Here is a 22495-nt window from a genome sequence, read left to right on the forward strand (position 1 = left end):
TCCCGCCGCTCGAAGACCGGGAGGCCCGGCTCGGTCAGGAGTTGTTCGGTGAGTGGCCCCTCGTCCGGAACTTCGGACCGCGTGCGAACGACTGGATAGGGGAGAAGAGATGCTCCCGCAGAAACGGAAGACACATGAACGGTCACACCTTCACCGGCGGCCGCTGGGCTGTCGCGCTCGCCACGGCGTCCCTTTTCGTTGCGGGGCTGACCGCGTGTGGTGCACCCGACGAGGTCCAAGCCCAGGGATCTGAGCACAGTGACAGGGGCCAAGCCGAACAGGAACATATCCGGATCACCGAGGCGTGGATCCCCGAACCGGCCAATCCCGAGGTCGGCGTGCTCTATCTACGGGCGCACAACACCTCCGAGTCCGACGACCCGATCGTGGACGTGTCCACGAGCGCCTCGGAGGACGCCGACCTGTGCAGTACCGAGACCACGGAATCGGGGGCCGCGCAGATGCGGGTGGTCGAGGAGATCCCCCTTCCCGCGGGAGGGTCGACCGAGCTCGTGGACGGCGGTCACCACATCATGATCAATGACATCGACGCTCCACTCGAACCGGGAGAGGAGATCTCCGTGACCCTTGGGTTCGGCAGCGGTGCGGTGGTCGAGTTCGATGTACCGGTCGAGCCGCTGGGCAGCGGTGACGGTCACGACGACACGGATCACGGGCACGGGGGGCACCACTGAACAACCGCCGGGTAGCGCTTCCGCGCGCAAGCCATCGCGGAGGCGACGAGTTCCGCGTCAGCGCTCTGACGTGGATCTGCTCGATCCGGCAGAACCTGGCCTCCCATCGTCTACGGCGGCTGCGCACGGCCGTTCTCGTGGGCTCACCACGGGGAGGGACGGTGTTCCTGTACGGGCTCCGGCCCCTGGCCGTGGAACTCTTGGGCCTCCTGATCCTGGACCCGGAAGGCCCCGCACACGGACAGGGATGGGCACCACGGCGATGCCGACCAACGAAGTCCGGGAAAACTTCCGTTGGTCGGGAACCTCTTCACCGACAGGGACGACTTCTACTGTGAGCGTTCGGTTGCGCTCGCCACAGAGGACGGTCCGGTGTACCGAATCCCGCGGCATCGAGGAAACACGGAGCCTCCGCCGCTGGACACACTCGAATCGATCCGAGATCCGGTCTGCTCCACCAGCCCGGTCGCGGCACCGCGGTCACCTCGGTCCACCGCATGCGGCCACCGGAACAGGTGTGTGGACGATGGTCGGATTTCATGGGGGTGTTCGGGCAAGCGCGGTCCCGAACGCCCCCTCGGTCCTTCCTCATCGGCCCCGACCGCAGACCGTGCGGCGGCCGACCCTCGACGGGAGGGAGCGAGAGAGTATGACGCGAGCCGAGTCACATGACGGGACGTCCGGGGAACCCGTCGGCACCCCCGCTCACCCTTTCCGGCCATCGAAGATCGGAGAAACACGGAGAAGTTCTCTGATTCGGTCCCACGTCCGGGTCGGGGGTGGTCAGCGTGTTCGATGGTGCTCAGGATCGCCGATCGACCCCGCCGGGAAGGTCGACCGCGACGCCCTGCGGCAGCTGATCGGCCAGGAATCGGCGGTGGGGCCTTGCCCTCGCCGCCGAGACTTCGTTCCCGGGACGGTCCTCGGCGGGCCGAACTCGCCTCGGTTTCTCCCGCGACGCTGAATGAGGGCGGCTGAGAAGTTCGAGCCAGAACCACTCTTGGCCCGATCGTCACCGAGTGGCACGATACGTGTGCGATGACCGACCGACAACCGTGCCGCCTGTTACGCGCCGGGATGTTCACCCTGGTGTGCGCCACTGTGTCCGCACACTCCCATCGCTCGAGTTCGGGGGACGAGGTCCCCCTCGGTGGTCTGCTCCTGGGCATGGTGCTCGTGTTCGGGATCGCCTGGGCCGCCTCGAACCGGCCGCAGAGCCGAGGCACGCTCATCGCATGGATGTTGTGGAGCCAACTGGCCCTCCACCTCACCTACGGCTACACCTCCTCCGGCGGTGGACACCACCAGATCTCTACCGAGGCCGCCGCATCCGCACCGACCTGGACGATGCCGGCCGCTCACGTCCTGGTGGCCGTGCTCAGCGCCTGGTGGTTGGGGGCCGGGGAAACGCGGCTCTTCGCCTTCCTGCGTTTCATGGCGATGGCGACCGTCGGCCTCCTCCTCGTCGTCATCGGAGTTCTTCCCCGTCGCCGGGCACCGGCATCACCCCTACCGAAAGACGAGCGGGGCACCGGCTCGCGCGGTACCTGTCTGCGGTACGTGCGCGTTCTGCGCGGGCCGCCCAGCACCGTGACCATCTGAGTACCGCCCCGGACGGCGCCGGCTTGTCGAGGGCCATCTCTCCTGCCTGTTTCCCTTCGTGACGGACCGGGTCGGAAGGCGCCGTCGATACGGCTTCTTCCACCATGCGCGCATCCGAGTGCGTTCCCCCTTCCCCGCTGATCGCCCATGCGAGCGCGCAGCGCCCTGTCCGGACCGACCGGATGAGCCGGTCCCGTCGCGGATCGGCCTTGTCGTGCGACGAGGGCAAGACAGAAGGAACCCGTATGCCTTCCCCCCGACCCACCCCCATCTCCCCTGCCTCGAATCAGGTCGGCTCTCCCTCTCCAGTGGACGAACGCGATTCGAAGGACCACGAGCTGACCGTGCTGGCCCTACGGGCCCGAGCAGGAGTACCCGGAGCGTTGGACACGCTGTTCACCCGAACCCGTGCGGACGTGGCGCGGTTCATCGCCGTGCGCGTCGACGCCACTTGGGTCGAGGACCTGACCCAGGAGACCTTCACCCGTGCCCTGACCGGGCTGTCCCGTTACACCGGTCGCGCACCGATCCTGGTGTGGTTGTTCTCCGTCGCCCGACACACCGTGGCCGACCGATACCGCGCCGAGCGCCGTCGGCCGGTCTGCGAACCCTTGGAACACGCCCTACGGAGCAGGGACATGGCCGCCGTGGGCCGATTCGACGAGCACCTGGCTCTCCTATCGCTGGTCTGTCACCTGACCGAGGAACGGCGTACCGCCTTCACCCTCACCCAGATCTGCGGCCTGCCCTACGCCGAGGCCGCGGCCCTGACCGGAGCACCGATAGGAACCGTCCGTTCGCGGGTCGCCCGCGGCAGGCGGGACCTGGCCGACATGCTCCACGAGGCCGCATCGGAGCACCGAACGTGATCGTCGGCCGTGCCCGAGCGAAAACCCCCGACGTCCACCCCGCTGCGCGCCGTTCTGGGTCTGCGCCGGAACATCAGCGGGATGATCGCCGTGGACGGTCCCGGTGCGCACTCCGCGGCCCGGGACGCCGCCCGTGACCTCGGATCCGGCCGCCGTCGCCGACGCCGACTTCGTGCTCTTCAGTCGGCTCCGTCCCGGGCGCGCACCTTGGCGCATGGGGCACAACGACGCGGGGTGGAACCGGGTTTCGGTTCCACCCCCGCCTTCGCGGAGAGACCTACACTTTCGATTCGACCGAGGCCGGCGCATCCCCGGTCGGGGTTCCTGTGGAGCCTCGCCGACGGTGGTAGGCGCCGACGGCAAGATCCACCAGGAGGAACACGACGAGCGAGAGCCCCAGCAGGGGCAGAGCCCAGCCGACCCCGACAACAACGGCGATCACGACACCCTTCAGCCACCAGGGCAACACACGAAAGCTCCCCCGGGGATAGGGGCGGCCCAGACTCCACGCGCTCGACCGGGTCGGTCGCCGCTGCCACCACATCCGATATCCCAGGCCCACCACGGTGATCAGAGCGAGCGCCAAAGCCGTGAGCACGATCTGGTTCGGCACCCCGAAGAGGACCCCCATGTGGGCGTCGATCCCCCACCGGCTCAGCTTGGCCATCAGGGAGTAGTCCTCGAAGCGCACCGTGTCGGTGACCTCTCCGGTGTCCGGAGCGATGGCCACCGCCTCCACGCTGGAGGGCCAGCTCCGATCGATCTGGGTCACCGTGTACAGGGAGGTGCTGTCCTGTGGCACGGCCACCTCCACCAGACCGTCCAAGCCGTGATCACGTGCCGTGTCGAGCGCGCGGTCGATCCCCAGATCGACCCCGGGCGTTTGTGGGATCGCCTCGATGGAGACCGAAGGTGTGGTCCAGGCCAGCCGTTCCCTGAGTTCGGTGATGTTGGTTCCGGCGTGCTGAGACCAGGTGAGCCCGGTCGCCGAGAGAAAGAACAAGCCGATCAGCGCCCACAGACCGATGGTCCCGTGAACCGACAGGGAGCGGGCACGGCCCCTCGACGAGGTGACCTGGGGTACGAGCGCCCGGCGAAGCCCACGTCGGCGCCGGTTTCGGGCTATCCACATCACGGCTCCACCAGCGGCCACGGCCCAGAGCCAACTGGCCGCGAGTTCGCTGTACAGACGACCGACGTCCCCCAGGTGCAGGGTTCGATGCAACAGGTCGATCCAGGTCCGTGCGGGCAGTGCGCCACTGGTTCCGTAGGACTCCATCACCCCCAGGACGTCACCGTCGTAGGGGTCGACGAAGACCGCCATCCGGTGGCTCTCCCCAAGCTCTGGCAGGTCGAACAGCACCCGGGTCGAATCGGTCGCGGTCGTGGCCGGACGCACCGCGTTCAGCTCACCCGTGGGCAACTCCTCCTGGGCGATCAACACCTGTTCCTGGAGCGTGATCGGTTCGCCCTGCTGTTCCACGTGCAATTGGTCGGTGTACAGGGCCTGTTCCAACTGCGGAGTCCATACGTACAACAGCCCGGAGACCGCGGCGACCAGGATGAAGGGCGCGACGAAGACACCGGCGTAGAAGTGCAGGCGCAGGATCAGGGGTCGCAGGAGTGCCCATGTGTTGGGCCGCGCCTGCGCGGTGTCGGGTGGTGGGGTGGTGTCTGCCATGGTCGTGGGTTCCTCGGTTGGGCATCTGGGAAACGGCCTTCGGTCCGTCGAAAAGCACTCGCCGATGTCCGTTACCTCACCAGTCGCCCTCGAAGGCCCCGAAGTTCCCGCCGACCACAGCGCACCGCCACGAGTGAGTACCAAAGAGAGCCGAGGATGCCAAGAGGGGGACCCACTCCACTCTCCGAGACGACTGTCATTGCGTGAGGCGGCCGTCTCCGACCATCTCTCGATCGATGGTTCGGAACCGGGGCGATGGGCCAAGGGGAGCCCTCCGGTCCGTCGGCGCCGATCCACCGTGAACGCCACAGAGCCGTCTCCTCCGGCCAGGGAACCGGTCTGCGGGTTTGACCCACGCGGTGAACGGATGCCCGGGGCGATGTCGAAAAGCCACCGGGAACCACCTTCGCCTCTTGGACGACTTCTCTTGATGAAGACCGTCCCGTCGCAATCGTCCAGGAGGTTTCATGCGGGGCATCCCACGCCTACTCGGTGCTATCGCCGCCCTCGTGCTGCTCACACCGGCACCGGCGTTCGCCCACGACACCCTGCTCTCCTCCAGCCCTGAGGACGAGCAGCGTCTGGGCTCCTCACCGCGAGAGATCGTCCTGAACTTCAGCGGGGAGGTGATGGACGTCTCCACCACGGTGGTCGTCCTGGACTCTGAGGCCGAGACCGTGGACACGACCGAGCCGCTGGTCGACGGCACGGACGTCAGTGTCGAACCGCTCGGCGAGTTGACGGACGGCGGATACGCGGTGCGCTGGCGCGTCGTCTCCGGCGACGGCCACCCCATCAGCGGAACCTTCACCTTCCACGTGGGAGAGGGCGGGCCCCCGCCACCGTCTCTGGACGCGGCTCCGGCAGAGGAGCCCGACGAGGACGAAGAGGTCGCCTCCGGTGAGGCGGGGGAGCGCGCAATCGCCAACGGTCTTCTGCGCAGTGCGTTACTCGCACTGATCGGAGCCCTGGTCGGACTCGTTTTGTACGCGGGCGCCCTGCGCGTGCGACGCACGAACGGTCAAGAGCGTCGACCTGCGACGCAGCACACCCCAGAAGAAACGGAAACACGATGACCGCCCTGACCACCCGATTCCTTCTGTTCCCGGCCGCCGTCGGCGCCGCGCTGTTCCTCGGAGCGTGCTCCTCCGCCTCACCCTCGGAGGAAGAGGAGTCAGCCCTCCAAGCCGAAGCGATCACCGTCTCCGACCCCTGGGTCAAGGCCGCCGCGGCCGACGAGGGGATGACCGCCGCCTTCGGCGTACTGACCAACGAAGGCGACCAGGACGCGACCATCGCCGCCGCCCACGCCGAAGAGGTCTCCGACATGGTGGAGCTCCACGAGGTCGTCAGCGGGGACGACGGCAACATGGTCATGCAGGAGAAGGACGGCGGGTTCTCCGTGGCCGCCGGGGCCGAGCACGAGTTGTCTCCCGGAGCCGACCACATCATGATCATGGGTCTGACCGAAGACCTGGAACCCGGTGTGGAGGTCACCATCACCCTGGAGTTCGAGGACGGCTCCACTCAGGAGTTCACCGCTCCGGTGAAGGATTTCGAGGGAGCCAACGAGAACTACGACGATGACCATGAGGGCCACGGAGACTCCGAAGACCACGGCGACCACGGCGACCATGGGGACACCGGGCAGGACGAGGAACACTGATGCCGGAGTCCACCGAAGACACCTCCCGTCCCTCACGCCGAAGTGTCCTGCTGGGCGGTGCCGCGGCCGCCGGCGCGGGCGCGGTGGCCCTCAGCGGCGGTGACGCCCTGGTCCGTTCCCTGCGCCCCTCCGAGGAGGCCGCGCCCGATGTGGAACCGGTGCACGGTGACCGCACCCACCCCTTCCACGGCACGCACCAGGCGGGGATCACGACCCCACCCCAGGCGCATGCCCGGTTCATCGGCTTCGACCTGGATCGGGACGTCGACGCCGACGGCGTGCGCCGACTGCTGTCCCTGCTCACCGATGACGCCACCCGGCTCACCCAGGGCCGATCCGCCCTGGCCGACACCGAACCCGAACTCGCGCTCTCCCCTGCCGGGTTGACCATCACCCTGGGCTTCGGACCAGGGCTGGTCGAACGGGTCGACCCGCGGTCACTCCCCCCATGGTTGGGGCCATTGCCGGACTTCGAGACCGACCGGTTGCAGGACCGCTGGTCTCATGGGGACCTCCTGCTCCAGGTGTGCTGCGATGACCCGCTCACCCTCTCCCATGCCGCCCGGATGCTGATCAAGGACACCCGGGCCTTCGCCACGGTGCGCTGGTCCCAGGACGGCTTCCGCCGTTCCCACGGAACCGAACCCGAAGGTACGACCATGCGCAACCTCATGGGGCAGGTCGACGGCACCGTGAACCCCGAGCCACCCGACGACGACTTCGACCCACTGGTCTGGTGCGGGGAGGACGCCCCGGGTTGGCTCCGCGGCGGTACCGCCCTGGTCCTGCGCCGTATCTCCATGGACCTGGACGAGTGGGACCGTCTCGATCGTCCAGGCCGCGAGGACTCCGTGGGTCGCCGCCTCGACAACGGGGCGCCTCTCACCGGTGAGAACGAGCACGACGAACCGGATCTGGACGCCGTGACCCCGCTGGGGTTCCCGGTGATCGCCGAGTATGCCCACATCCGCCGAGCCCGCTCCGAAGACCCCGGCGAGAGGATCTTCCGCCGGGCCTACAACTACGAGTCCGGCACCGAGGGCGACGCCGGGCTGTTGTTCGCCTGCTACCAGCAGGACCCGGAAAGGCAGTTCGTCCCGATCCAGCGCCGCTTGGACGAACTCGACCTGCTCAATGAATGGATCACCCACATCGGCTCAGCGGTCTTCGCCATACCCCCGGGCTGCGGGGAAGGAGAATTCATCGGACAACCCCTCTTCGAGGCCTGACCGGCACAAGACCCGCAGGGAGCACGCCCGCGTGGGAATTACGAGCAATCGTCCGGGAACCTCGCCCTCTACCATCGGACGCCTCCCCGGTTCGCGTGCTCCGTTCGTGCTCCGGAGTTCGGGACCGGGACGTCAACAGACGGCTCCGCACCCGGGTCGCCGGACTCGGCATCAACGGCGAGATCCTGCGCAAGGCAGCCGCCTATTTCGCGCAGGAGACGAAACCGTGAGCCGCTTCGGTTTCGTCTTTGGCGTCCGGCGGCTGTGCCGGATTCCGGGTCTGGCCCGCTCCCCCTACTACGCCTGGATAAGGGCGCGCCCCAACGCGCGCAGCGGGCCGAGGCGGGCACTCTCGAAAAAGGAGGCACGGTCGGATGCTCGGTGACGATATGACCATGGCCGCCTACCAAAGGTGACGAAACCCATGGTCGAAACGGACGAGCCCGGGCGCCTCTGTGGCGAAGGGGAGATTTTCGTCGAGCTACGACGTGGGAATCCTATTCGCCGAAAAACCCGACGAACAGGCGATGGTGAACACCTCACGGCATGTCGACCCGGAACCGCGAGCGCCCCTGCGACGGACGGCTCCTGGCCGACCTGGATCCCGGCCGGGATGTGGAACGGACCGCCGACATCGTTCGCCTGCTCGGTAAGGAGACGGCTCTGCCGCGCCCGGGGGTCAGATCAGCGCCGACGACACGATCCCGGTCCCTTCCAGCCACCCCAGTTGCCGTGCCCGGCTACCCATCTGGAAGCGGCTGCGAACGCCCAGGTCCTCGTACAACTCGGAGATATGGCGGCCGAGTGTTCGGACGGAGACACTGAGCCGCTGCGCGATCTCCCTGTCGGAGAGGCCGGCCTCCAACATCCGCAGGATGTCCGCCCGGATGCGTTGTTTGGTGTCCTCATAACGGCTCTCCTGCACCGTGGAATAGGGGGCCCCTGTGTCCCAAAGAGCCTCCCAGAAGCAGTGCAGGACCCCGATGAGCTCGCGTTGGCGGAGCACCAACGCGCCGCCGCCCTCTTCGGGAGCGCCGGTCGACACAAGCGCGGTCTCTCCGTCGAAGACGATGACCTGGTTGGGAATGCCCGTGTTGGTTCTGACCTCCATGCCCAACCCCGTCATCTCGTCCAGGTACTTGTGCATGTACCGGTGGCCCAGACAGGCGTGGGAGTAGAGCGAGCGGACCGAGACACCGCGCCGCAGGGCTTGCTCCGTGCGCAGGCTCCCCTCGACCGCGATCCTCTCGGACGGGACGGCGGGGTGCATGACCGTGATCTCCTTCTCCACCTCCTCGGTCAGCCGGGTCACCTCGGAGCGGACCGCGTGGAGGTCACCGATGATCTCCATCCCGGTCGTCCCGGACACAGGCACGTCCGACAGCCGGGCCGCGTGGGAGAGTTTGGAGCGTATCTCGGAGAGTCGGAGACGGCAGTGTTGAACCTCGGCCTCAATCGGCCCCACCACGTGCGCCATGGCGACCGCGGGGCTGTGCGGACGGAGAGTGGCGCCGTCGAGGTAGAGGAAGTTCCGGTCCCGGAGCGCCTCGACAACGGATACCGCGGTGTCGAGATCGAAATCGAATTCCCGGGCTAATGATCGGGCGTCCACTTGCCCGTTTTGGATCGCCCATTGGTAGACGGAGAGATAGGACTCCTCCAGGAAGAAATCGGCAGCCTCGATGACTCTTTCACTCATGGCGGACCATAATAGGTCTGGAGGATGGCCCGGTCAAGACAGAAATCGGGCACCCGGTTTCAATCGAAATCGACACCCAAAGAACCTTCTCGAACCCCTACCCGAAAAAGAGGGGGAGGTGGAACCCCTATAGGGGTCCCACCTCTTACTCATGACCGATCATTAGATGATACCGGCCTCGGCGAGCTCCATCTCCATTGTCACACCTCCTTCTCGACATCTGTTCACGGGAAGGTAATACCATTCGGTGTTTCCCTCTCTTGGCGAGTCAAATATGACAAGCCCCGGATCCAGGGTCAATGCATCCTCCATGGCTATTCTCGGACGTCATACTCAGGACATCCGGCGCGGTTCCCCCGGGCGGTCCGGGCCTGATGGGGGCAGCACGAAGGCGTCGGCGTGCCCCCTGGTTCCGGGCACAGCACGACGGTCGGTATCAGGGGGCCTGCCCGATCACGCGTCCGAACCGACCATCGCCCTCGCCTGAAGCCGATCCCAGAGATCACCGACCGGAGGGGGAAGCTTCCCGGTCGCAGAGCGCGGCGACCGGTTCAGGAGGTCCGTGTAGGGGTCCAGGTCCAAGCCCAGGAAGGCGCCGAGTCCCGTGAGTCCGCCGTCACAGACCCGCGCGTAGTCGGCCACGTACAACCTGGAGGTGTCCTGAAAGAGCGGGTCCTCCATCAGCGGCTCGTGCCAGGCCGCCCACTTGTCCAGGGCGTCCTCGCGGGTCCGGGGCCGCCAGGGGCGATCTCCACGCCAGGCCAGTACCGAGTCCGCGACCTCGGAGGGGTCGCGGACAAGGAGGACGATGAGTGGGTCGTCGAACATGCGCCGGGGCACGGAAAGGTCGAGGAGGTACTCGTTGTACTTGTCCCCGACCCGCTGTACCGACCCGTAACTCTCCCGAACGATCCACCGGCAGAGTTCGTCGGGATCCTTCCACGAACCCGACGCGACCTCGGACGATGCCCTGGCCAGGACCTTACCTACCTGCTCGGTCCATGCCCGGGCCCCGTCACCGTAGGGGGGTTTCCGGTGGAGGGCGCACAGGATCTCCTCCGCGCGCAGGTGTCGGCCTGCCAGATCCCGAGCCCGGCACCAGCGGTCCAGCAGGTAGGGAAGGCGTCCGTTGATCGTGAAGCTTCCGCCGCTCCGAGCGAAGGCCCGTTCGAGGACGGAGGCCAGCCCCGTTGTGCCGGAACGCTGGGCGCCGACGAGGAGTACCGGGCGCTCTTCCCGCACCGTCACCGCCCCGCACCGTCCGTTGCCGTTGCCGTTGCCGTTGCACGGTGGTACCACTCCGAGAGGAGTTCCATGCACACCGCACTGGCCTCGGCACCACCGGTGGAAAAGCCCTCGCCCCAGGGCTCGTCACGTTCTCCGGCGGTCAAGATACGGTCTGTCCGCCAGTGGGTCTCCAGGCTGACATAGCCCTCGAAGTCGTCCTCGGCCAACCGACCCAGGATCTCGGTCCAGGCGAGGTCGCCCTCCCCCAACCTCACGTAGGAGTCCTGGCCGGCGGGGTCCTTGACGTGGACGTGCCGGATCAGGTCGCGCACCGCTTCGTACTCCCGGGGGAAGGGGGAGGGTTCCCACCCGCTGAACACACTGTTGCCCGGGTCCCACAACACCCCGATGTCGGGGCGGTCCAGTACCTCTAGGAACTCCAGCAGGTGCCGGACGGAGGGGGTGTTGGTCCTGGTGCCGGTCTCCACCACCAGGGGTACCCGTGGAGGAACCCCGTCCAGGAGCCTCCGAGCCGCGTGGCCGGCCACGACGGGGTCCGGGTCGCCGTCCCGATAGAAGGCGAAGATCCGCATGGTGGGCGCCCCGATCAGCTCCGCGCGCCGCAGACACTCGTGCAACAGCCGGGAAGCCTCCTCGAACTCCCGGTCGGTGACGGGCAGGGCGTGCTTGAAGACGGGGGAGGCGAAACCGGCGACCTCACGGCCTTGCCCACGCAGCACCCGCGCCACCTCGCGCAGTTGTCCGTCGCTCATCAGGTGGGGTGCGCAGCCCCACGCCGAACGTATCTCCACCCCCGGGAACCCGTGCCGGACGGCGAGGTCCGCCACCACCGCCGGGTCCTGAGAGATCTCGTCGCCGATGACGGCCAGTCTCATACCGTGTCCCCTTCCCGGTTCCCCCGCGCCGGCTCCTCCGTGCTCTGGGCGATACGCGCGCCGACCGTCGACCGCAGGAACCCCTTCAGTGTTCGCACGTCGTCCTCCAGTGCCCCGGCCCGGGACTCCACCGTCACCCAGGGGGCGGTGCAACCCGCGGCGTACAGCTCGTACAAGGGTTCTAGATCGTGTTCGTCCAAGGGACGGTGCCGGTGGGTCGTCCCGTCGAACCCCTTGACCTGGATCGCCCGGGTGAAGGAGGCGAGACGGCGATCCGGGGCGCGCCTGCCCCCGGGCGATCGGAACAATCCCAGCGTGTCCACGACCAGCCCGAGCCCCAGTTCCTCGCACAGGCCCAGGAGGCGGGGAATCGGTGGTCCCCCGGCATGGGTCTCGACCCACACCTCCGGAGCCGTGGCACGGAGCCGTACGAGGTCGGCCTCGACCTCCGGGCCGTCCGGGTCCTCCACACAGAAGACCTTGACCGGCAGGTTCCGGTCGCCGATCTCCCGGGGAACGTCCTTGGGGGTGCCGTCGCCCAGGTGGGCGCCCAGGCCGACGAAAGCCGTGTGGAGCCCGCTCTCGGCAACGGTGTCCAGCCCAAGGGCGATCCCGTCGCCCTCCCACAGGTGCCCCTTCCCCACTCGGACGTCGACGCAGGTCGAATGTGACTTCCTGGCGCGGGCGACGAGTTCCGGGGCGCGGGCCCGTGGCAAGGAACCGGTACTGACCCCGATGTGGACGGAGCACGCGGGGCTCATGGTGTTCCCCCGGTCTCGATGACGTCGCGAAGCATCTCCAACAGGGCGGTGGTGTCCCTGGCCCGCCGCATCGACGACAGACCCATCGGGCGCCCGTTCAGTATCGCGCCGACGAACTCGCGGTAGACCAGGGAACGCAGCTCGTGCACGGGACGCCGTTCGGACCGCACATCACTCCCCCCGATTCTTCCCCGGACCGACCCGTCGCGCACCTCCAGCCAGTCCTGTCGCCCCAGGAGGGTGAGCCGCTCCATCCGGTGGTCGGCGTCGCTGGTGATGAGTACGCGCAGGCGGTGACCGTTCTCGAACTCCACTCCCGCGGACAGGGTGGTCTCCACTCCCGGCGCCGCGTACCGCGTCTCCTCCACCCTCACCGAACGGGGCGCCCCCAAAAGGAGGCAGGCCAGATCGAGGTAGTGGATGCCGAGGTGAGTGACCACCCCGCCCCAGGAGGTGGCGGGGTCCGCCCGCCAACCGTTCCGGTAGTGCTCGGGAGGGCGGGGTCGGGAAACGATCAGTTCCGCCCGGGCCGGTCCGAAGTCGTTCTCGAACACGGCCTCGGGCAAGGCGTGCCGGTGCTGGAGCATCACCGCGACGGTGAGCGAGGAGGCCTCGGCGTGCCCGATCAGGGTGTCGAACTCCTCAAGGGTCCGTGCCACGGGTTTCTCCATCACCAGGTGCCGGCCCGCGTCCAAGACCTGGTGGGCGAGGGAGCCGCGTTCGCCCGGGGGCACGCACAACGCCACGGCGTTGACGCGGGGGTCGTCGAGGAGCTCGCGCAACGGCCGTAGTTCGGGCCCGTCCTCCGGGGTGCCGCTCGGGGCGGCGGACGCCCTCGTGTCCGTTCCGGCCAGGAGGGTGGCGCCGCCGGATCCATCGAGGACTTCGGCGTGCTGGCGTCCGCTCGAACCGAGCAGCCCTATCACCCCGACCTTCAGGGTCGTCGGAGCGATGGGGTCAGGAGTGTTGGAGGGGGTTGGTCGCAAGGCCATGGGCGTCTCCTGTCCTGTGCTGCGTGTGGTGATCCGTTCCGTTCGTGACGGGATTCGTATCGGGGGCGGACCGAGCGAAGGCGGCACCGAGTGCGTGCACGGTGCCCAGGGCCGTGTTGGCCATTCGCACCATGGGGTCGGCCCCCACACGGCTGGACCTGATGCGTCCCAGGATCCGACGGCGGCCCCCGGTCCGTCCCGCCGTCCGGCCCGCGCCCCAGGCTGCGGTGATCGCGGGGCCCCACCCCTTGCCGTTCCGGTGGGCGATGACGAGGGAAGGCTCGAAACGGACCTCGTGCGCCCGTTCGCGGAGCTTGTCCACCAGGACGTTGTCACTTCCACTCCCGGTCGAACCGAACCCCCCGGCCCCGGTGAAATCATCGGTCATCACGGCACTGTTGCCTCCGGCGAAGAAGTCGACCGGGTCGCCCGGGCGCAGGTTCGCGTACCGCAGGTCGTACCTCGCCTGGCGGGCACGGGAGAGCAGTCCGAGGTCGAAGGGGAGCACCCGGCCGGTGATGGCGACGGCGCCGTCGCGCATGCTCTCGGCGATGACCGTCAACCAGTCACCGCGCGGTACGGCGTCGTCGTCGAGGAAGGCCAGCACCTCCCCCCGGGCCTGCGCTGCGGCGATGTCCCTGCTCCGGGAGGCGCCCACAGCGATCTCGTTGCGGAGCACGCGCACGGGCGCCCCGACGGTGACGGGCGGAGCGTCAGGGTAGGGGGAGGACGAGCCGTCGTCCACGACGATGGCCTCGACGAGCCGGCCCACGCCCGGGTCCAGTTCGTGGGCGGACTCCGCCAGGCCGGAAAGACAGCGGGCCAGGTCCTCCTCACGGTCCTTGCTCGGGACGATCACTGTTATCCGTACCATTGGCGTTTCCAATCCTCGGCGAGGGAGACCCACATCTCCGGCAGGTCGGTGGGTAGGTAGGTCCGCCGGATCTCGTGCGGGGCACGGTCCCAGGGGCGCGCCGGGGACTTGACGGTTCCGAAGCCGAGGACGGAGTCGGGCAGCACGGAGCTGTGGGCGACCTCCCCGTAGGGATAGGCGAAGGAGCGGGGGTGTCGGCCGAGCACCGCCGTGATCCGATCGAAGGAACCGGCCACCTCCCGCTCGGCCTGGGCACGGGTGAGCTCGGTCAGGTGGGGATGCGTGCGCGTGTGCGCGCCCACCGTGTGGCCCAGGCCGGCCATACGGGCCGTCTCCGCCCAGTCGAGGTAGGTCCGGCGCGGGGCCAGTCGGGCACGTACCCCATCGGTGAGCGAGGAGGCCTCGTCGATCCTGTCGGTGACGCAGAACAGCGCGGCGCCGACCCCGAACTCCGCGAGCAGGGGAGCCGCCCGGGACAGGTTGTCCCGGTACCCGTCATCGAACGTGAACAGCACGGTCGGGGCGTCGGGCGGTGCGATCCTCGGTCCCACCAGGGCCGGGTCCAGTGCCGGACCGAAGTGGGTCAGCACCGTGTCGAGGGCGCGTCGGAACGCGTCCTCGGTCAGCGCCGTGTAGTGGTCGACCCGGGGGTGCACATGGTGGAAGTACAGGACCAGCGGCCATCCCGGAGCACCCCCGACCCGCGGGGATCGCGTACTCACGCCCCGGCCACCGCCGTTTCGGGGGGCGTGTGCCAACCCAGTTCCCCCAGCACCTGGTCGGGGACCAGGATCCCCTCCTCTCGGACGGCGGCCTCGTGGGCCCGCTCCATCTGGTCGGGGAACCAGTGGCCGTCCGGCACCGCCCCGTCGTGGCCCCGCAGGACGGCTTCCTCAAGCGAGGCCACGGCCGCACCGGTGTCCGCCCCGAAGGTGTCGGCGGACAAACCCAGGAAGAGCTGGGAGCATCCCATCACGCGACCCGGTTCCTTGCGTTGTTTGGCGACGTGCGGGCTGACCGTGTTCCCGGCCAGGGCGCCGGCGAGGATCTCCACTATGAGGGTGGTGCACAGGCCCTTGTGACCGCCGAAGACCGGAATGGACCCGCCCTGGTCCAGCAGGGAGGGGTCGGTGGCCGGTTTCCCGTCCGGTCCGGTCAGCCAGTCCGGTGGGACCTCCGCGCCCCGGTTTCCGGCGTCGCGGATCTTCCCGGCCGCCACCACGCCGGTGGCGTAGTCGATGCAGAACGGTTCGTCGTACGCTCCCTCGGAGACCGGGGTGACCAGGCAGACGGCGTTGCTGCCGAGAGTCGGCCGAGCGGCGCCGGGCGGCGCCACGGACGGGCCGGAGATGTTGAGGATCAGCCCGACCACCCCGTGCCGTTGGAAGGGCCCGCGGTAAGCGGCGAGCATGCCCACGTGGTTGTTGGAGTGGACGTTGGCCACGGCCACCCCGTGGGCGGCGGCGGTGCGAGCGCACCACTCTGCGGCCTCGAAGGCCGCAGGCTGTCCGAAACCTCCGCCGGCGTCGAAGGAGGCTCGTGTGGGACCGTGGTCGGTCCGCTCCGGGCCGACTCCGGGACGGATGCCCCCCTCGCGCATCCTGCGCAGGTAGGTGGGCAGCAGGGCGACCCCGTGGGAGCGGTGGCCGCGTACCTCGGCGTCGACCAGCACCCGTGCGACCTCGTCCGCGATGCCCGGTGCGACCAGGTGGCCGGTCAGGGTCGCGTACACGGCCTCGTGTAGGCGTTCGGGGCTGAAACGTCCGGGACCGACGTCGGAGTTCGGGGCGTCAACGGCGGTTCGCGCGCCGAAGGCGCCGGGATCCTCGGCCGTGCTCCCGCCGGGAACGAACCGACCTCCCCGCAACTCCCACCTGGGAGCCCCTGCCGGCACACCCGGGGCCTCCGTCCCCTCGGTGACCACCACCACGGTGTCACCAGGGCGCCCGGCCTGCATGCCCGGCCGCGCCTCGGCGTCGATCACGATCGTGCTGGGCGGCGCCCCCTCGGGGAGTCGCACCGGGCCGATGACCGGACGCACCACGTCCACCTCCCCGTAGCTGGGCGCGCGCCGCGTCAGCAGCAGGTCGACCACCGCCCGGCGCGCGTCGGCGCCGAAGGTCCTGATGACAGAGGTCACGCCCTCGTCCACCTGTAGGTCGGCGCCGCGGAGTACAACGCCGCGAGCCCCGTCCACGCCCGAGGTGTGCACCACGTCCCGCAGTCGGATCATCGTCGCCTCCTCTGTTCCGGTAGCGGTGGCGCCTCAACCGCGGGACATGAACTCAAGACGGTTCCCCACGTTGTCGAAGACGTAGAAACGCCGGTATCCGGGGAATTTGTCGTCCCAGGCCACGGCGTGCCCCCTCTCCCCTAGTCGCCGGCCGAGGGCGTCGAGCTCGCGGACCAGGATTCCCGGGTGAGCCTTGCGGGCGGGCCGGAAGTCCTGCTCCACTCCCAAGTGGATCTCCAGGGAATCCGCGCGTACCCACAACCCGCCGCGGGCGGCCAGGACCGGGGGTTTCTCCACCTCCGTGAACCCGAGGTCGCCCAGGTAGAAGGTCCGGCAGTCGTTCTCGCTGCCCGGCGGGATGGCCAACTGCACGTGGTGCAGACCGAAGCCGATACCGGTACGGGGCTCGGCCGTCTCGTACGGCTCGGGAGAAGGGAAGGATCCCATGTCTTCGTCATCCTTTCGCTTGGTTCGGATCGGGGTTCTGGAAGGTCTTCCTCCTGGCCGTGCGCAGCGCCAGGATCCGATAGGCGAACGCCGCCGCCAGGGTGATCGCCGCCAGCACGACCCACGCCCAGAACCCGAGCGGGATGATCAGGAAGGTGTAGGCGAGGGGGCCGAGCAACTGCTGGCCCGTGGTTCCCAGGGAGAAGGCGGCCAGGTAGGAGGACCTGGCGTCCTCCGGGGCGAGGTCATAGGAGACCACCCAGGCCGACGTGGTCTGGCCGATCTCGCCGATACTCAGCAGCACGACTCCGGCGCACAACAGGGCGACGGTCCACCAAGAGGAGGTCCAGGCCGCACCTCCGAACAACAGGTAGGAGCAGGACAGCGCCGCTGCCGCCCACACCACCGCCGACGCGGCCCGGGGCACTCCCTCGATCCCGCGGCCGAGCCGGACCTGGAGGCCTACGACCAGTACCGTGTTCAGCCCGAGGAAGAGCGCCGTGATCTCGGGCTCGACCCCCTGGGAGAGCGCCCACAGGGGCAGGGCCACGACCAGGCCCGTCATGTGGAAGGCGAGCAGACCGTTGAGGGCGGTGAGCGTCAGGTACCCAGGGTCCCGGAACGCCGGAGGGGCCTTGCGTCGCCGGCCGCCGGTGGCGGAGACGTCATGCGACCTTCTGATCCACCACAACCCGGCACAGTTGACCAGGTAGCTCAAAGCACAGGTGCCGATCAGCAGAACGGCCCCGTCCTCCCCGAGGAATGCCAGCGCCAGGGCGGTCATCCCGCTCCCGACGGCCATGCCCGCGTTGCGGGCGGCCCGCACACGGGCCATCACCAACACACGTTCCTCACGGCCGAGGACAGCCGCCACCACCACCTGGTTGATCGGCGGGATGGCACGTCCACCCACCGCGGTCATCGTGGCCACCACCGCCAGCCCCAAGATGCCGTCGACACCCGTGAGGATCACGAACGCGCACGCCTGCCAGGCGTTCAGCGCGATGAGGGCGGTAAGGGGACCGACCCGGTCGGCCAGGCTCGACACCGGGACGACGCAGACCAGGCTCACCCCGACGGACACGGACATGACCACGCCGACCTGCGCCATGGGCAGGCCCAGACCCACGGTGTAGTGGATCATCGAAACGGCCATGAACATACCCATGCCACACGAATTGACCAGAGCGGACACCAGGAACACCGTCCCGGGGGACAGTCTCGGCGATCTGCGGGTGGTGGTAGGGACCAATCAGAACACCAGCCCACGGGCCGCGGCCTCCGCGTCACCGCGGTAGAAGCGGTCAACGGAGCCAAAGGTGCACAGGCTGCGGCTGGGGGCCCTGTCCACGATGAGCACACCGTCGAGGTGGTCGACCTCGTGCTGGACGACCCGGGCCGCGCGGCCGCGCAGGAACCAGTCCACCCGTGAACCGTCCGGTGTGGTCGCCCGGTAACGGACGTACCGGCTGCGCTCGACGACCCCGGATATACGCGGCACGCTGAGGCAACCCTCGAAATCCGCCGCGTACTCGGGCACACCGTGTTCCTGCGCGGCCACGGCCTCCCACGAGGGGTCGAGGTGGATCACGGCGTCCCGGTGCCCCACCCGGTCGGCGATCTGGCACATGTGGGCGGCGTTGAGGACGACCATCCGGATCGATGCGCCGATCTGCGGAGCGGCCACCCCCAGTGCGTCGCGGTCGAGGAGGACGGCGGTGAGACGGTCCGCCAGGTCTTCCAGTTCGTCCCGCACCACGTGTGCGGTGGACTCACAGACCGTTCTGAGCACGGGCGCGCCCAGCGACACCAGGGAAGCCGAGGACGCGGTCTCCACGGGCGCAACCCCGCCGACGGGCGGTACGAACCGGGGTTCAGGCTCCGGAGAGGGCACCGTCATGATCCTCACCCACCCTCCGTGCGAGCCAGGCCTGTGTGGCGAAGAGTTCGAACCGGGGAGACTTGCCCGCGGCCGTCATCATCTCGGCCAGCGGGACCACTCGCACCCCCACCCGCCGCTGACCGGCGACGCGGGCGATCCGTTCGGACATCTCCTCCTTCTGTTGGAGGGGGAGCTCCGTCTCCAGGGTGCAGAGGACGTCCAGTTCTCCGGCCCGGGTCTGCACGACCCGCCACCGGGAGAGCGACAGCGAATCCAGGTACAGCTCGACCTGTTTGACGTTGACGAAACGGCCGTCGTCGGTGGCGATGAACGATCGCTGTCTGCCGACCAGTCCCGAGATCCGGGACAGGACCCGGCCGCAGGGGCACCGCTCCGATACGAGGGTGCCTCGGTCCTCAGGGCGGTAGCGCGCCATGACCGAGGCCCGGTTGACCAGATTCGTGATGAGCAGTGCTCCGTCGTGGTCCGTCTCCACCACGACCTTTTCGTCGTTGACGTGGTAGGTGCCCGCGGCCTCCGGGCACTCCCAGGCGATCATCCCGAACTCCTGGAGCCCGTACAGGTCCAGCGGACGTTCCTGGAAGATCTCGGCGCAGACCCGGCGCGCCCCCTCGTCGAGGGAGTCGCCGTGCGACAACACCCTCGAAGGAGCGGGGAAAGCCGACAGGTGCTCGCGTAGTTTGCCCGCGAACAGCAACAGTTCCATGGGCTGGGCCCACAGGACCGGGGCCGCGTAGTCGCGCAGCAACCGCGAGACGTACTCCGCGTTCTCCCGGTCGATGAGGCCGGCGTTCAGGCGGATCATGCTCCCTCCCCCGGCCTTGCTGGGAAAGTCCACGAGGGGGTGTGCGGGGTTACCGGAGATCCGCAGAATGCGGTCGGAGACACCGATGCCATAGGCGTCGAACGTCCGCAGCCTGCTCGCGGCGGCGTGTACCAGGTGCTCCTCGGAGTGCTCGAACACCGCGGGCCTGCCGGTCGTTCCAGAGGTGCGCACGCGAATGACGTCGAGAGGATCGACCTCACCGGTGCGATAGTCCTCCATCCGCCGGACGAAGTCCGACTTGCGGGTCACCGTCGCGGTGCTCGGCCACTCGTCGTCGACCTCACGGTAGGCGGCCGTCGAACGGGCCCGCTCGCGCAGCTCGGCCAGTCGCTCGGAGCGGTACTCCTGGAGGACACCCGCGTCGAACTCGGTGTGCCGGTAGACGGAGTCATAGAGGTCCCAGGCCTGCCCCTCGGCTGCGGTGACCCGCATGTCCTGCGAATCCCACCAACGTTTACGCGGCGATCGCGGTGCGCTCATGTGCGGCTCCAGGGGCTCATTGTCTCGCTCCTCCAAGGGCGCGTCCGGCGACCGCCCCAGAAGGCACCCGTGCTTTCGACCTGTGGCTTCCCGCCCTCCGACACGACGGACCGGCAGGGGCGAGTGGGTCCGCGCCGGTACGTGCGCCGTTCTCCAGGGAGGGGGAACAACGGTTCCGCCTGCCAAGGGCTGCCATCAGGAGCTCAACAGCGTGCCTGGGCAAGTCTCGTGAACGCCGATCCCGTGTTCAATGGTTCACCGATGTCCACTCTTTGACGACATGGTTCGGTCAACCACCAGGGAAAGCGGGGTAAGGGCCCGTCTCCCGGCGGGTGATCGGCCCGCGATCACCGGCCCTGAACGAGGCCCTCCCGGGTTCTTCGGGCCAGGCCTTGGGGCACACCCCCGACGAAAGTCGGTACCGCGCATCGACCATGGCGACACGGCGAGCCGCGATCGCGCCGTCGAAGGCATGGGAGGGAACGTCCCGGCGGTGGATGTGGGGGCGGGTGTCGCGCTTCTAGCGTGGACAACGTCCCCGGCGGTCACGGAATCGGCCGCCGTCCCGAAGCAGAGAGGCAATGATCATGACCCTGGAGAACCTTCTGGCCGACGTCTCCACCGAGAGCCTCTTCGGCCTCGGATTCGCGGGAGTGTTCCTGGCCGTCGCTCTGGCGGTGGTCGTGCTGGTCGTCGCCGCGGTGTTCAGCATCCTCTTCTCGCGGATCGGTTTCGGGATGAAGGTCGTCTGGTTGATCTTCGTCGTCATCGCACCCGTCATCGGGGCGCTGCTGTGGTTCTTCATCGGCCGCAACCACACACCGGTCCGCCACTGGTGAGGGGCCCGGTGGGCGCTCCCTCCGGGCCCGGGTCCGGCGTCGTCACAGGGCGTCGAGAAGGTCCTGACAGGCCCGTGAGCACGCACGGTACGCCTTGGCGCACACCACGCACACTTGGGCGCAGAGTCCACACGCCTCGACGGCGGCTCGTACCTTCCCTCCCACGCCCTCCGGGTCGTCGGGATGGGCGTACAGCATCTGTCCGACCACGCTCATGCGTCGACACCTCCTCGTGCCGTGCCTTGGTAGGAGAAACGCAGGGTGAAGTGGTCGAGGGAGGCGGGCAGCTCACGCGGACGCAGTGGCGGTGCCTCGTCCACGCGGTGCAGCGGGCCGCCCCGGAGCAACGTTCGCAAGAAGAAGGAGACCGTCAACGGAACCAGGTCGCGTCCCGGGCACCCCGCCGGACCATGGCTGAAGGGCAGGATGCCTGGTTCCTGTTCGGCGCGTCCGTCCGCCCAGATGGCCGGTTCGAAGGAGTCGGCGTAGGGCAGGCGGGTGGAATCCCGGTGGAAGTAGGAGCTCATCACCAGGAACGCCGTTCCCGATTCGATGGTCCGCTCGCGCCAGGTGGTCTCCCGCAGGCTCTCCCGGATGACCACCAGTGTGGTCGGCCACAACCGGACGGATTCGCGCAGGGTCGCCTGCAGCAGTGGCAGATCCACCCCGTCCTCGGTGAGTCCCTCCGCGCGCGCGGATTCCGCCGCGGCCCCCTGGGACGTCAGCAGGGCCAGGGCGCGGTAGGTCGCGATGGCCGCCGCGTCGAAGGCGAAGAGCCAGTGGGCGACCTGGTCCTCCGGGCGTTCCTCGGACCCGGGTCGGCCCAGACCCGCGGCCAGAGCGCCGGGCTCGGAGCGGTCGATGTTCTCGCGTACCCGATCCAGGAACGCACTCCTGGCGTTTCGGTCCACCGGTGACAGGTACGACCAGTTGGCGCGTGCCCGTAGACGCCGTAGAAGCTCGGTGGTTCGGCGGTCCCCCGCCGCGAACGTCCCGAAGACCACCCGACGAGCGAGCGCGTCGAAGGTCTCGGAGAACCTGCCCCAGTCCAGGACGCCGCCCAGCGATCCGGCGTTGCGCAGCGCCGCGACCAGGGCCCGCGCCTCCTCGTCCGCGTGCGCGGCTATGGTGCGGGCCTCGGGGTGGATCGGCCGGCCCAGGGCCAGGGCGTGCTCGTTGGCCTCGCGTCGGTGGGGCCGGTCCCCCTGCGCTGAGACCAGGACTCCGTGCGGTTGGAAGTGGGAGAGCGCGCCACGTTTCTCCGCGCCCCCGGGAGAGAACGGGTCCGGGGTGTCGCGTAGGAGCACGCGCACGTCCTCGGCCGCCAGGACCAAGGCGATGTTCCGACCCATGTACCGCAGGGGCAGCGGATCGTCACCGTGCCGTGCGCGGAGTGCGCGCAGGGTCGAGACGAGCCTGCGGTCGCTGTCGGTGGCCGTGGCGAGGGCCTCTCCGGCGGGGCGGCGCACGATGGCGCCACGCGCGACGGTGGGCAGCAGGACCGACGACAGGATCCCCAGTCTCTCCCCGGGGGTCGTGCCGTTCGCCTTGTGGTGTGGCTCGCTGTACATGTGGG

At 68.7% G+C, this 22495-nt stretch carries 23 protein-coding genes; 8 read left to right on the forward strand and 15 right to left on the reverse strand.

Translation table 11 applies throughout. From position 1 onward, the window contains the following. The first annotated feature begins 134 nt into the window (after window positions 1-134). From ACWGKS_RS04115 to ACWGKS_RS04125, 3 genes are all read left to right on the forward strand, one after another. Complete coding sequence (locus tag ACWGKS_RS04115; protein ID WP_358511293.1) at window positions 135-695, forward strand: copper chaperone PCu(A)C; 561 nt, start codon at window positions 135-137, stop codon at window positions 693-695. A gap of 1038 nt (window positions 696-1733) precedes the next feature. Then, a complete protein-coding gene (locus ACWGKS_RS04120) occupies window positions 1734-2297 on the forward strand; it encodes a hypothetical protein (RefSeq protein WP_358511296.1) in 564 nt (187 codons plus the stop codon). A 245-nt stretch (window positions 2298-2542) separates the two neighbouring features. Beyond that, complete coding sequence (locus ACWGKS_RS04125; protein ID WP_358511299.1) at window positions 2543-3166, forward strand: sigma-70 family RNA polymerase sigma factor; 624 nt, start codon at window positions 2543-2545, stop codon at window positions 3164-3166. Between the two features lie 277 nt (window positions 3167-3443). Here the strand turns inward: ACWGKS_RS04125 and ACWGKS_RS04130 are convergent, their stop codons facing one another. Further along, a complete protein-coding gene (locus ACWGKS_RS04130) occupies window positions 3444-4847 on the reverse strand; it encodes a PepSY-associated TM helix domain-containing protein (protein ID WP_358511302.1) in 1404 nt (467 codons plus the stop codon). Window positions 4848-5314: 467 nt separating this feature from the next. Here ACWGKS_RS04130 and ACWGKS_RS04135 point away from each other — a divergent pair, with 467 nt between their 5' ends. From ACWGKS_RS04135 to ACWGKS_RS04150, 4 genes are all read left to right on the forward strand, one after another. After that, on the forward strand, window positions 5315-5923 hold the full coding sequence (locus ACWGKS_RS04135) for a copper resistance CopC family protein (RefSeq protein WP_358511305.1): 609 nt from the start codon (window positions 5315-5317) through the stop codon (window positions 5921-5923). Then, on the forward strand, window positions 5920-6513 hold the full coding sequence (locus ACWGKS_RS04140; protein ID WP_358511307.1) for a copper chaperone PCu(A)C: 594 nt from the start codon (window positions 5920-5922) through the stop codon (window positions 6511-6513). The genes ACWGKS_RS04135 and ACWGKS_RS04140 overlap by 4 nt, the downstream gene beginning before the upstream one ends. Beyond that, the gene (locus tag ACWGKS_RS04145; protein ID WP_358511310.1) at window positions 6513-7742 is read left to right on the forward strand and encodes a Dyp-type peroxidase; all 1230 of its coding nucleotides are present in this window, start codon (window positions 6513-6515) and stop codon (window positions 7740-7742) included. Before ACWGKS_RS04140 ends, ACWGKS_RS04145 begins: the two co-directional genes overlap by 1 nt. 95 nt (window positions 7743-7837) lie before the next feature. Then, the gene (locus ACWGKS_RS04150) at window positions 7838-7972 is read left to right on the forward strand and encodes a hypothetical protein (RefSeq protein ID WP_358511313.1); all 135 of its coding nucleotides are present in this window, start codon (window positions 7838-7840) and stop codon (window positions 7970-7972) included. A 449-nt stretch (window positions 7973-8421) separates the two neighbouring features. On the opposite strand, the gene ACWGKS_RS04155 is transcribed toward ACWGKS_RS04150, so the two are convergent. From ACWGKS_RS04155 to ACWGKS_RS04210, 12 genes are all read right to left on the reverse strand, one after another. After that, window positions 8422-9441 (reverse strand): helix-turn-helix transcriptional regulator, encoded by a 1020-nt coding sequence (locus tag ACWGKS_RS04155; RefSeq protein WP_358511316.1) that lies wholly within the window; start codon window positions 9439-9441, stop codon window positions 8422-8424. Between the two features lie 453 nt (window positions 9442-9894). Beyond that, window positions 9895-10689 (reverse strand): sulfotransferase, encoded by a 795-nt coding sequence (locus ACWGKS_RS04160; protein WP_358511319.1) that lies wholly within the window; start codon window positions 10687-10689, stop codon window positions 9895-9897. Next, on the reverse strand, window positions 10686-11564 hold the full coding sequence (locus ACWGKS_RS04165; RefSeq protein ID WP_358511322.1) for a sugar phosphate isomerase/epimerase family protein: 879 nt from the start codon (window positions 11562-11564) through the stop codon (window positions 10686-10688). Before ACWGKS_RS04165 ends, ACWGKS_RS04160 begins: the two co-directional genes overlap by 4 nt. Next, entirely contained in the window at window positions 11561-12325 is a 765-nt protein-coding gene (locus ACWGKS_RS04170) for a hypothetical protein (protein WP_358511325.1), read from the reverse strand. Before ACWGKS_RS04170 ends, ACWGKS_RS04165 begins: the two co-directional genes overlap by 4 nt. Next, the gene (locus ACWGKS_RS04175) at window positions 12322-13317 is read right to left on the reverse strand and encodes a Gfo/Idh/MocA family protein (protein WP_358511328.1); all 996 of its coding nucleotides are present in this window, start codon (window positions 13315-13317) and stop codon (window positions 12322-12324) included. The genes ACWGKS_RS04170 and ACWGKS_RS04175 overlap by 4 nt, the downstream gene beginning before the upstream one ends. Next, window positions 13283-14176 (reverse strand): glycosyltransferase family 2 protein, encoded by an 894-nt coding sequence (locus ACWGKS_RS04180; RefSeq protein ID WP_452456989.1) that lies wholly within the window; start codon window positions 14174-14176, stop codon window positions 13283-13285. The genes ACWGKS_RS04175 and ACWGKS_RS04180 overlap by 35 nt, the downstream gene beginning before the upstream one ends. A 2-nt stretch (window positions 14177-14178) precedes the next feature. Then, entirely contained in the window at window positions 14179-14913 is a 735-nt protein-coding gene (locus tag ACWGKS_RS04185) for a polysaccharide deacetylase family protein (RefSeq protein WP_358511334.1), read from the reverse strand. Continuing rightward, a complete protein-coding gene (locus ACWGKS_RS04190) occupies window positions 14910-16424 on the reverse strand; it encodes an Ldh family oxidoreductase (protein ID WP_358511336.1) in 1515 nt (504 codons plus the stop codon). The genes ACWGKS_RS04185 and ACWGKS_RS04190 overlap by 4 nt, the downstream gene beginning before the upstream one ends. A 33-nt stretch (window positions 16425-16457) precedes the next feature. Beyond that, entirely contained in the window at window positions 16458-16871 is a 414-nt protein-coding gene (locus ACWGKS_RS04195; RefSeq protein ID WP_358511338.1) for a VOC family protein, read from the reverse strand. 7 nt (window positions 16872-16878) lie between these two features. Continuing rightward, window positions 16879-18075 carry an MFS transporter gene (locus ACWGKS_RS04200; RefSeq protein WP_358511382.1) on the reverse strand — a complete coding sequence of 399 codons (1197 nt, stop codon included), beginning with the start codon at window positions 18073-18075 and terminating at the stop codon, window positions 16879-16881. 48 nt (window positions 18076-18123) lie between these two features. Next, window positions 18124-18708, reverse strand: coding sequence for a peptide deformylase (locus ACWGKS_RS04205; protein ID WP_358511341.1), 585 nt, complete (start codon window positions 18706-18708; stop codon window positions 18124-18126). Window positions 18709-18745: 37 nt separating this feature from the next. Beyond that, window positions 18746-20080, reverse strand: coding sequence for a phenylacetate--CoA ligase family protein (locus ACWGKS_RS04210; protein WP_358511344.1), 1335 nt, complete (start codon window positions 20078-20080; stop codon window positions 18746-18748). Between the two features lie 587 nt (window positions 20081-20667). Between ACWGKS_RS04210 and ACWGKS_RS04215 the strand changes: the two genes are divergently transcribed. After that, complete coding sequence (locus ACWGKS_RS04215) at window positions 20668-20919, forward strand: PLD nuclease N-terminal domain-containing protein (RefSeq protein ID WP_358511347.1); 252 nt, start codon at window positions 20668-20670, stop codon at window positions 20917-20919. A gap of 42 nt (window positions 20920-20961) precedes the next feature. On the opposite strand, the gene ACWGKS_RS04220 is transcribed toward ACWGKS_RS04215, so the two are convergent. Beyond that, window positions 20962-21135, reverse strand: coding sequence for a hypothetical protein (locus ACWGKS_RS04220; protein ID WP_358511350.1), 174 nt, complete (start codon window positions 21133-21135; stop codon window positions 20962-20964). Continuing rightward, on the reverse strand, window positions 21132-22490 hold the full coding sequence (locus ACWGKS_RS04225; protein WP_358511353.1) for a cytochrome P450: 1359 nt from the start codon (window positions 22488-22490) through the stop codon (window positions 21132-21134). The genes ACWGKS_RS04220 and ACWGKS_RS04225 overlap by 4 nt, the downstream gene beginning before the upstream one ends. Window positions 22491-22495 lie beyond the last annotated feature (5 nt).

This window comes from Nocardiopsis sp. NPDC055879 (assembly GCF_053615935.1).

Coding starts and splice junctions, on each gene's coding strand:
- ACWGKS_RS04115 (WP_358511293.1), top strand. CDS start 135: ATGAACGGTCACACCTTCACCGGCGGCCGCTGGGCTGTCGCGCTCGCC.
- ACWGKS_RS04120 (WP_358511296.1), top strand. CDS start 1,734: ATGACCGACCGACAACCGTGCCGCCTGTTACGCGCCGGGATGTTCACC.
- ACWGKS_RS04125 (WP_358511299.1), top strand. CDS start 2,543: ATGCCTTCCCCCCGACCCACCCCCATCTCCCCTGCCTCGAATCAGGTC.
- ACWGKS_RS04130 (WP_358511302.1), bottom strand. CDS start 4,847: ATGGCAGACACCACCCCACCACCCGACACCGCGCAGGCGCGGCCCAAC.
- ACWGKS_RS04135 (WP_358511305.1), top strand. CDS start 5,315: ATGCGGGGCATCCCACGCCTACTCGGTGCTATCGCCGCCCTCGTGCTG.
- ACWGKS_RS04140 (WP_358511307.1), top strand. CDS start 5,920: ATGACCGCCCTGACCACCCGATTCCTTCTGTTCCCGGCCGCCGTCGGC.
- ACWGKS_RS04145 (WP_358511310.1), top strand. CDS start 6,513: ATGCCGGAGTCCACCGAAGACACCTCCCGTCCCTCACGCCGAAGTGTC.
- ACWGKS_RS04155 (WP_358511316.1), bottom strand. CDS start 9,441: ATGAGTGAAAGAGTCATCGAGGCTGCCGATTTCTTCCTGGAGGAGTCC.
- ACWGKS_RS04165 (WP_358511322.1), bottom strand. CDS start 11,564: ATGAGACTGGCCGTCATCGGCGACGAGATCTCTCAGGACCCGGCGGTG.
- ACWGKS_RS04170 (WP_358511325.1), bottom strand. CDS start 12,325: ATGAGCCCCGCGTGCTCCGTCCACATCGGGGTCAGTACCGGTTCCTTG.
- ACWGKS_RS04175 (WP_358511328.1), bottom strand. CDS start 13,317: ATGGCCTTGCGACCAACCCCCTCCAACACTCCTGACCCCATCGCTCCG.
- ACWGKS_RS04190 (WP_358511336.1), bottom strand. CDS start 16,424: ATGATCCGACTGCGGGACGTGGTGCACACCTCGGGCGTGGACGGGGCT.
- ACWGKS_RS04195 (WP_358511338.1), bottom strand. CDS start 16,871: ATGGGATCCTTCCCTTCTCCCGAGCCGTACGAGACGGCCGAGCCCCGT.
- ACWGKS_RS04210 (WP_358511344.1), bottom strand. CDS start 20,080: ATGAGCGCACCGCGATCGCCGCGTAAACGTTGGTGGGATTCGCAGGAC.
- ACWGKS_RS04215 (WP_358511347.1), top strand. CDS start 20,668: ATGACCCTGGAGAACCTTCTGGCCGACGTCTCCACCGAGAGCCTCTTC.
- ACWGKS_RS04220 (WP_358511350.1), bottom strand. CDS start 21,135: ATGAGCGTGGTCGGACAGATGCTGTACGCCCATCCCGACGACCCGGAG.
- ACWGKS_RS04225 (WP_358511353.1), bottom strand. CDS start 22,490: ATGTACAGCGAGCCACACCACAAGGCGAACGGCACGACCCCCGGGGAG.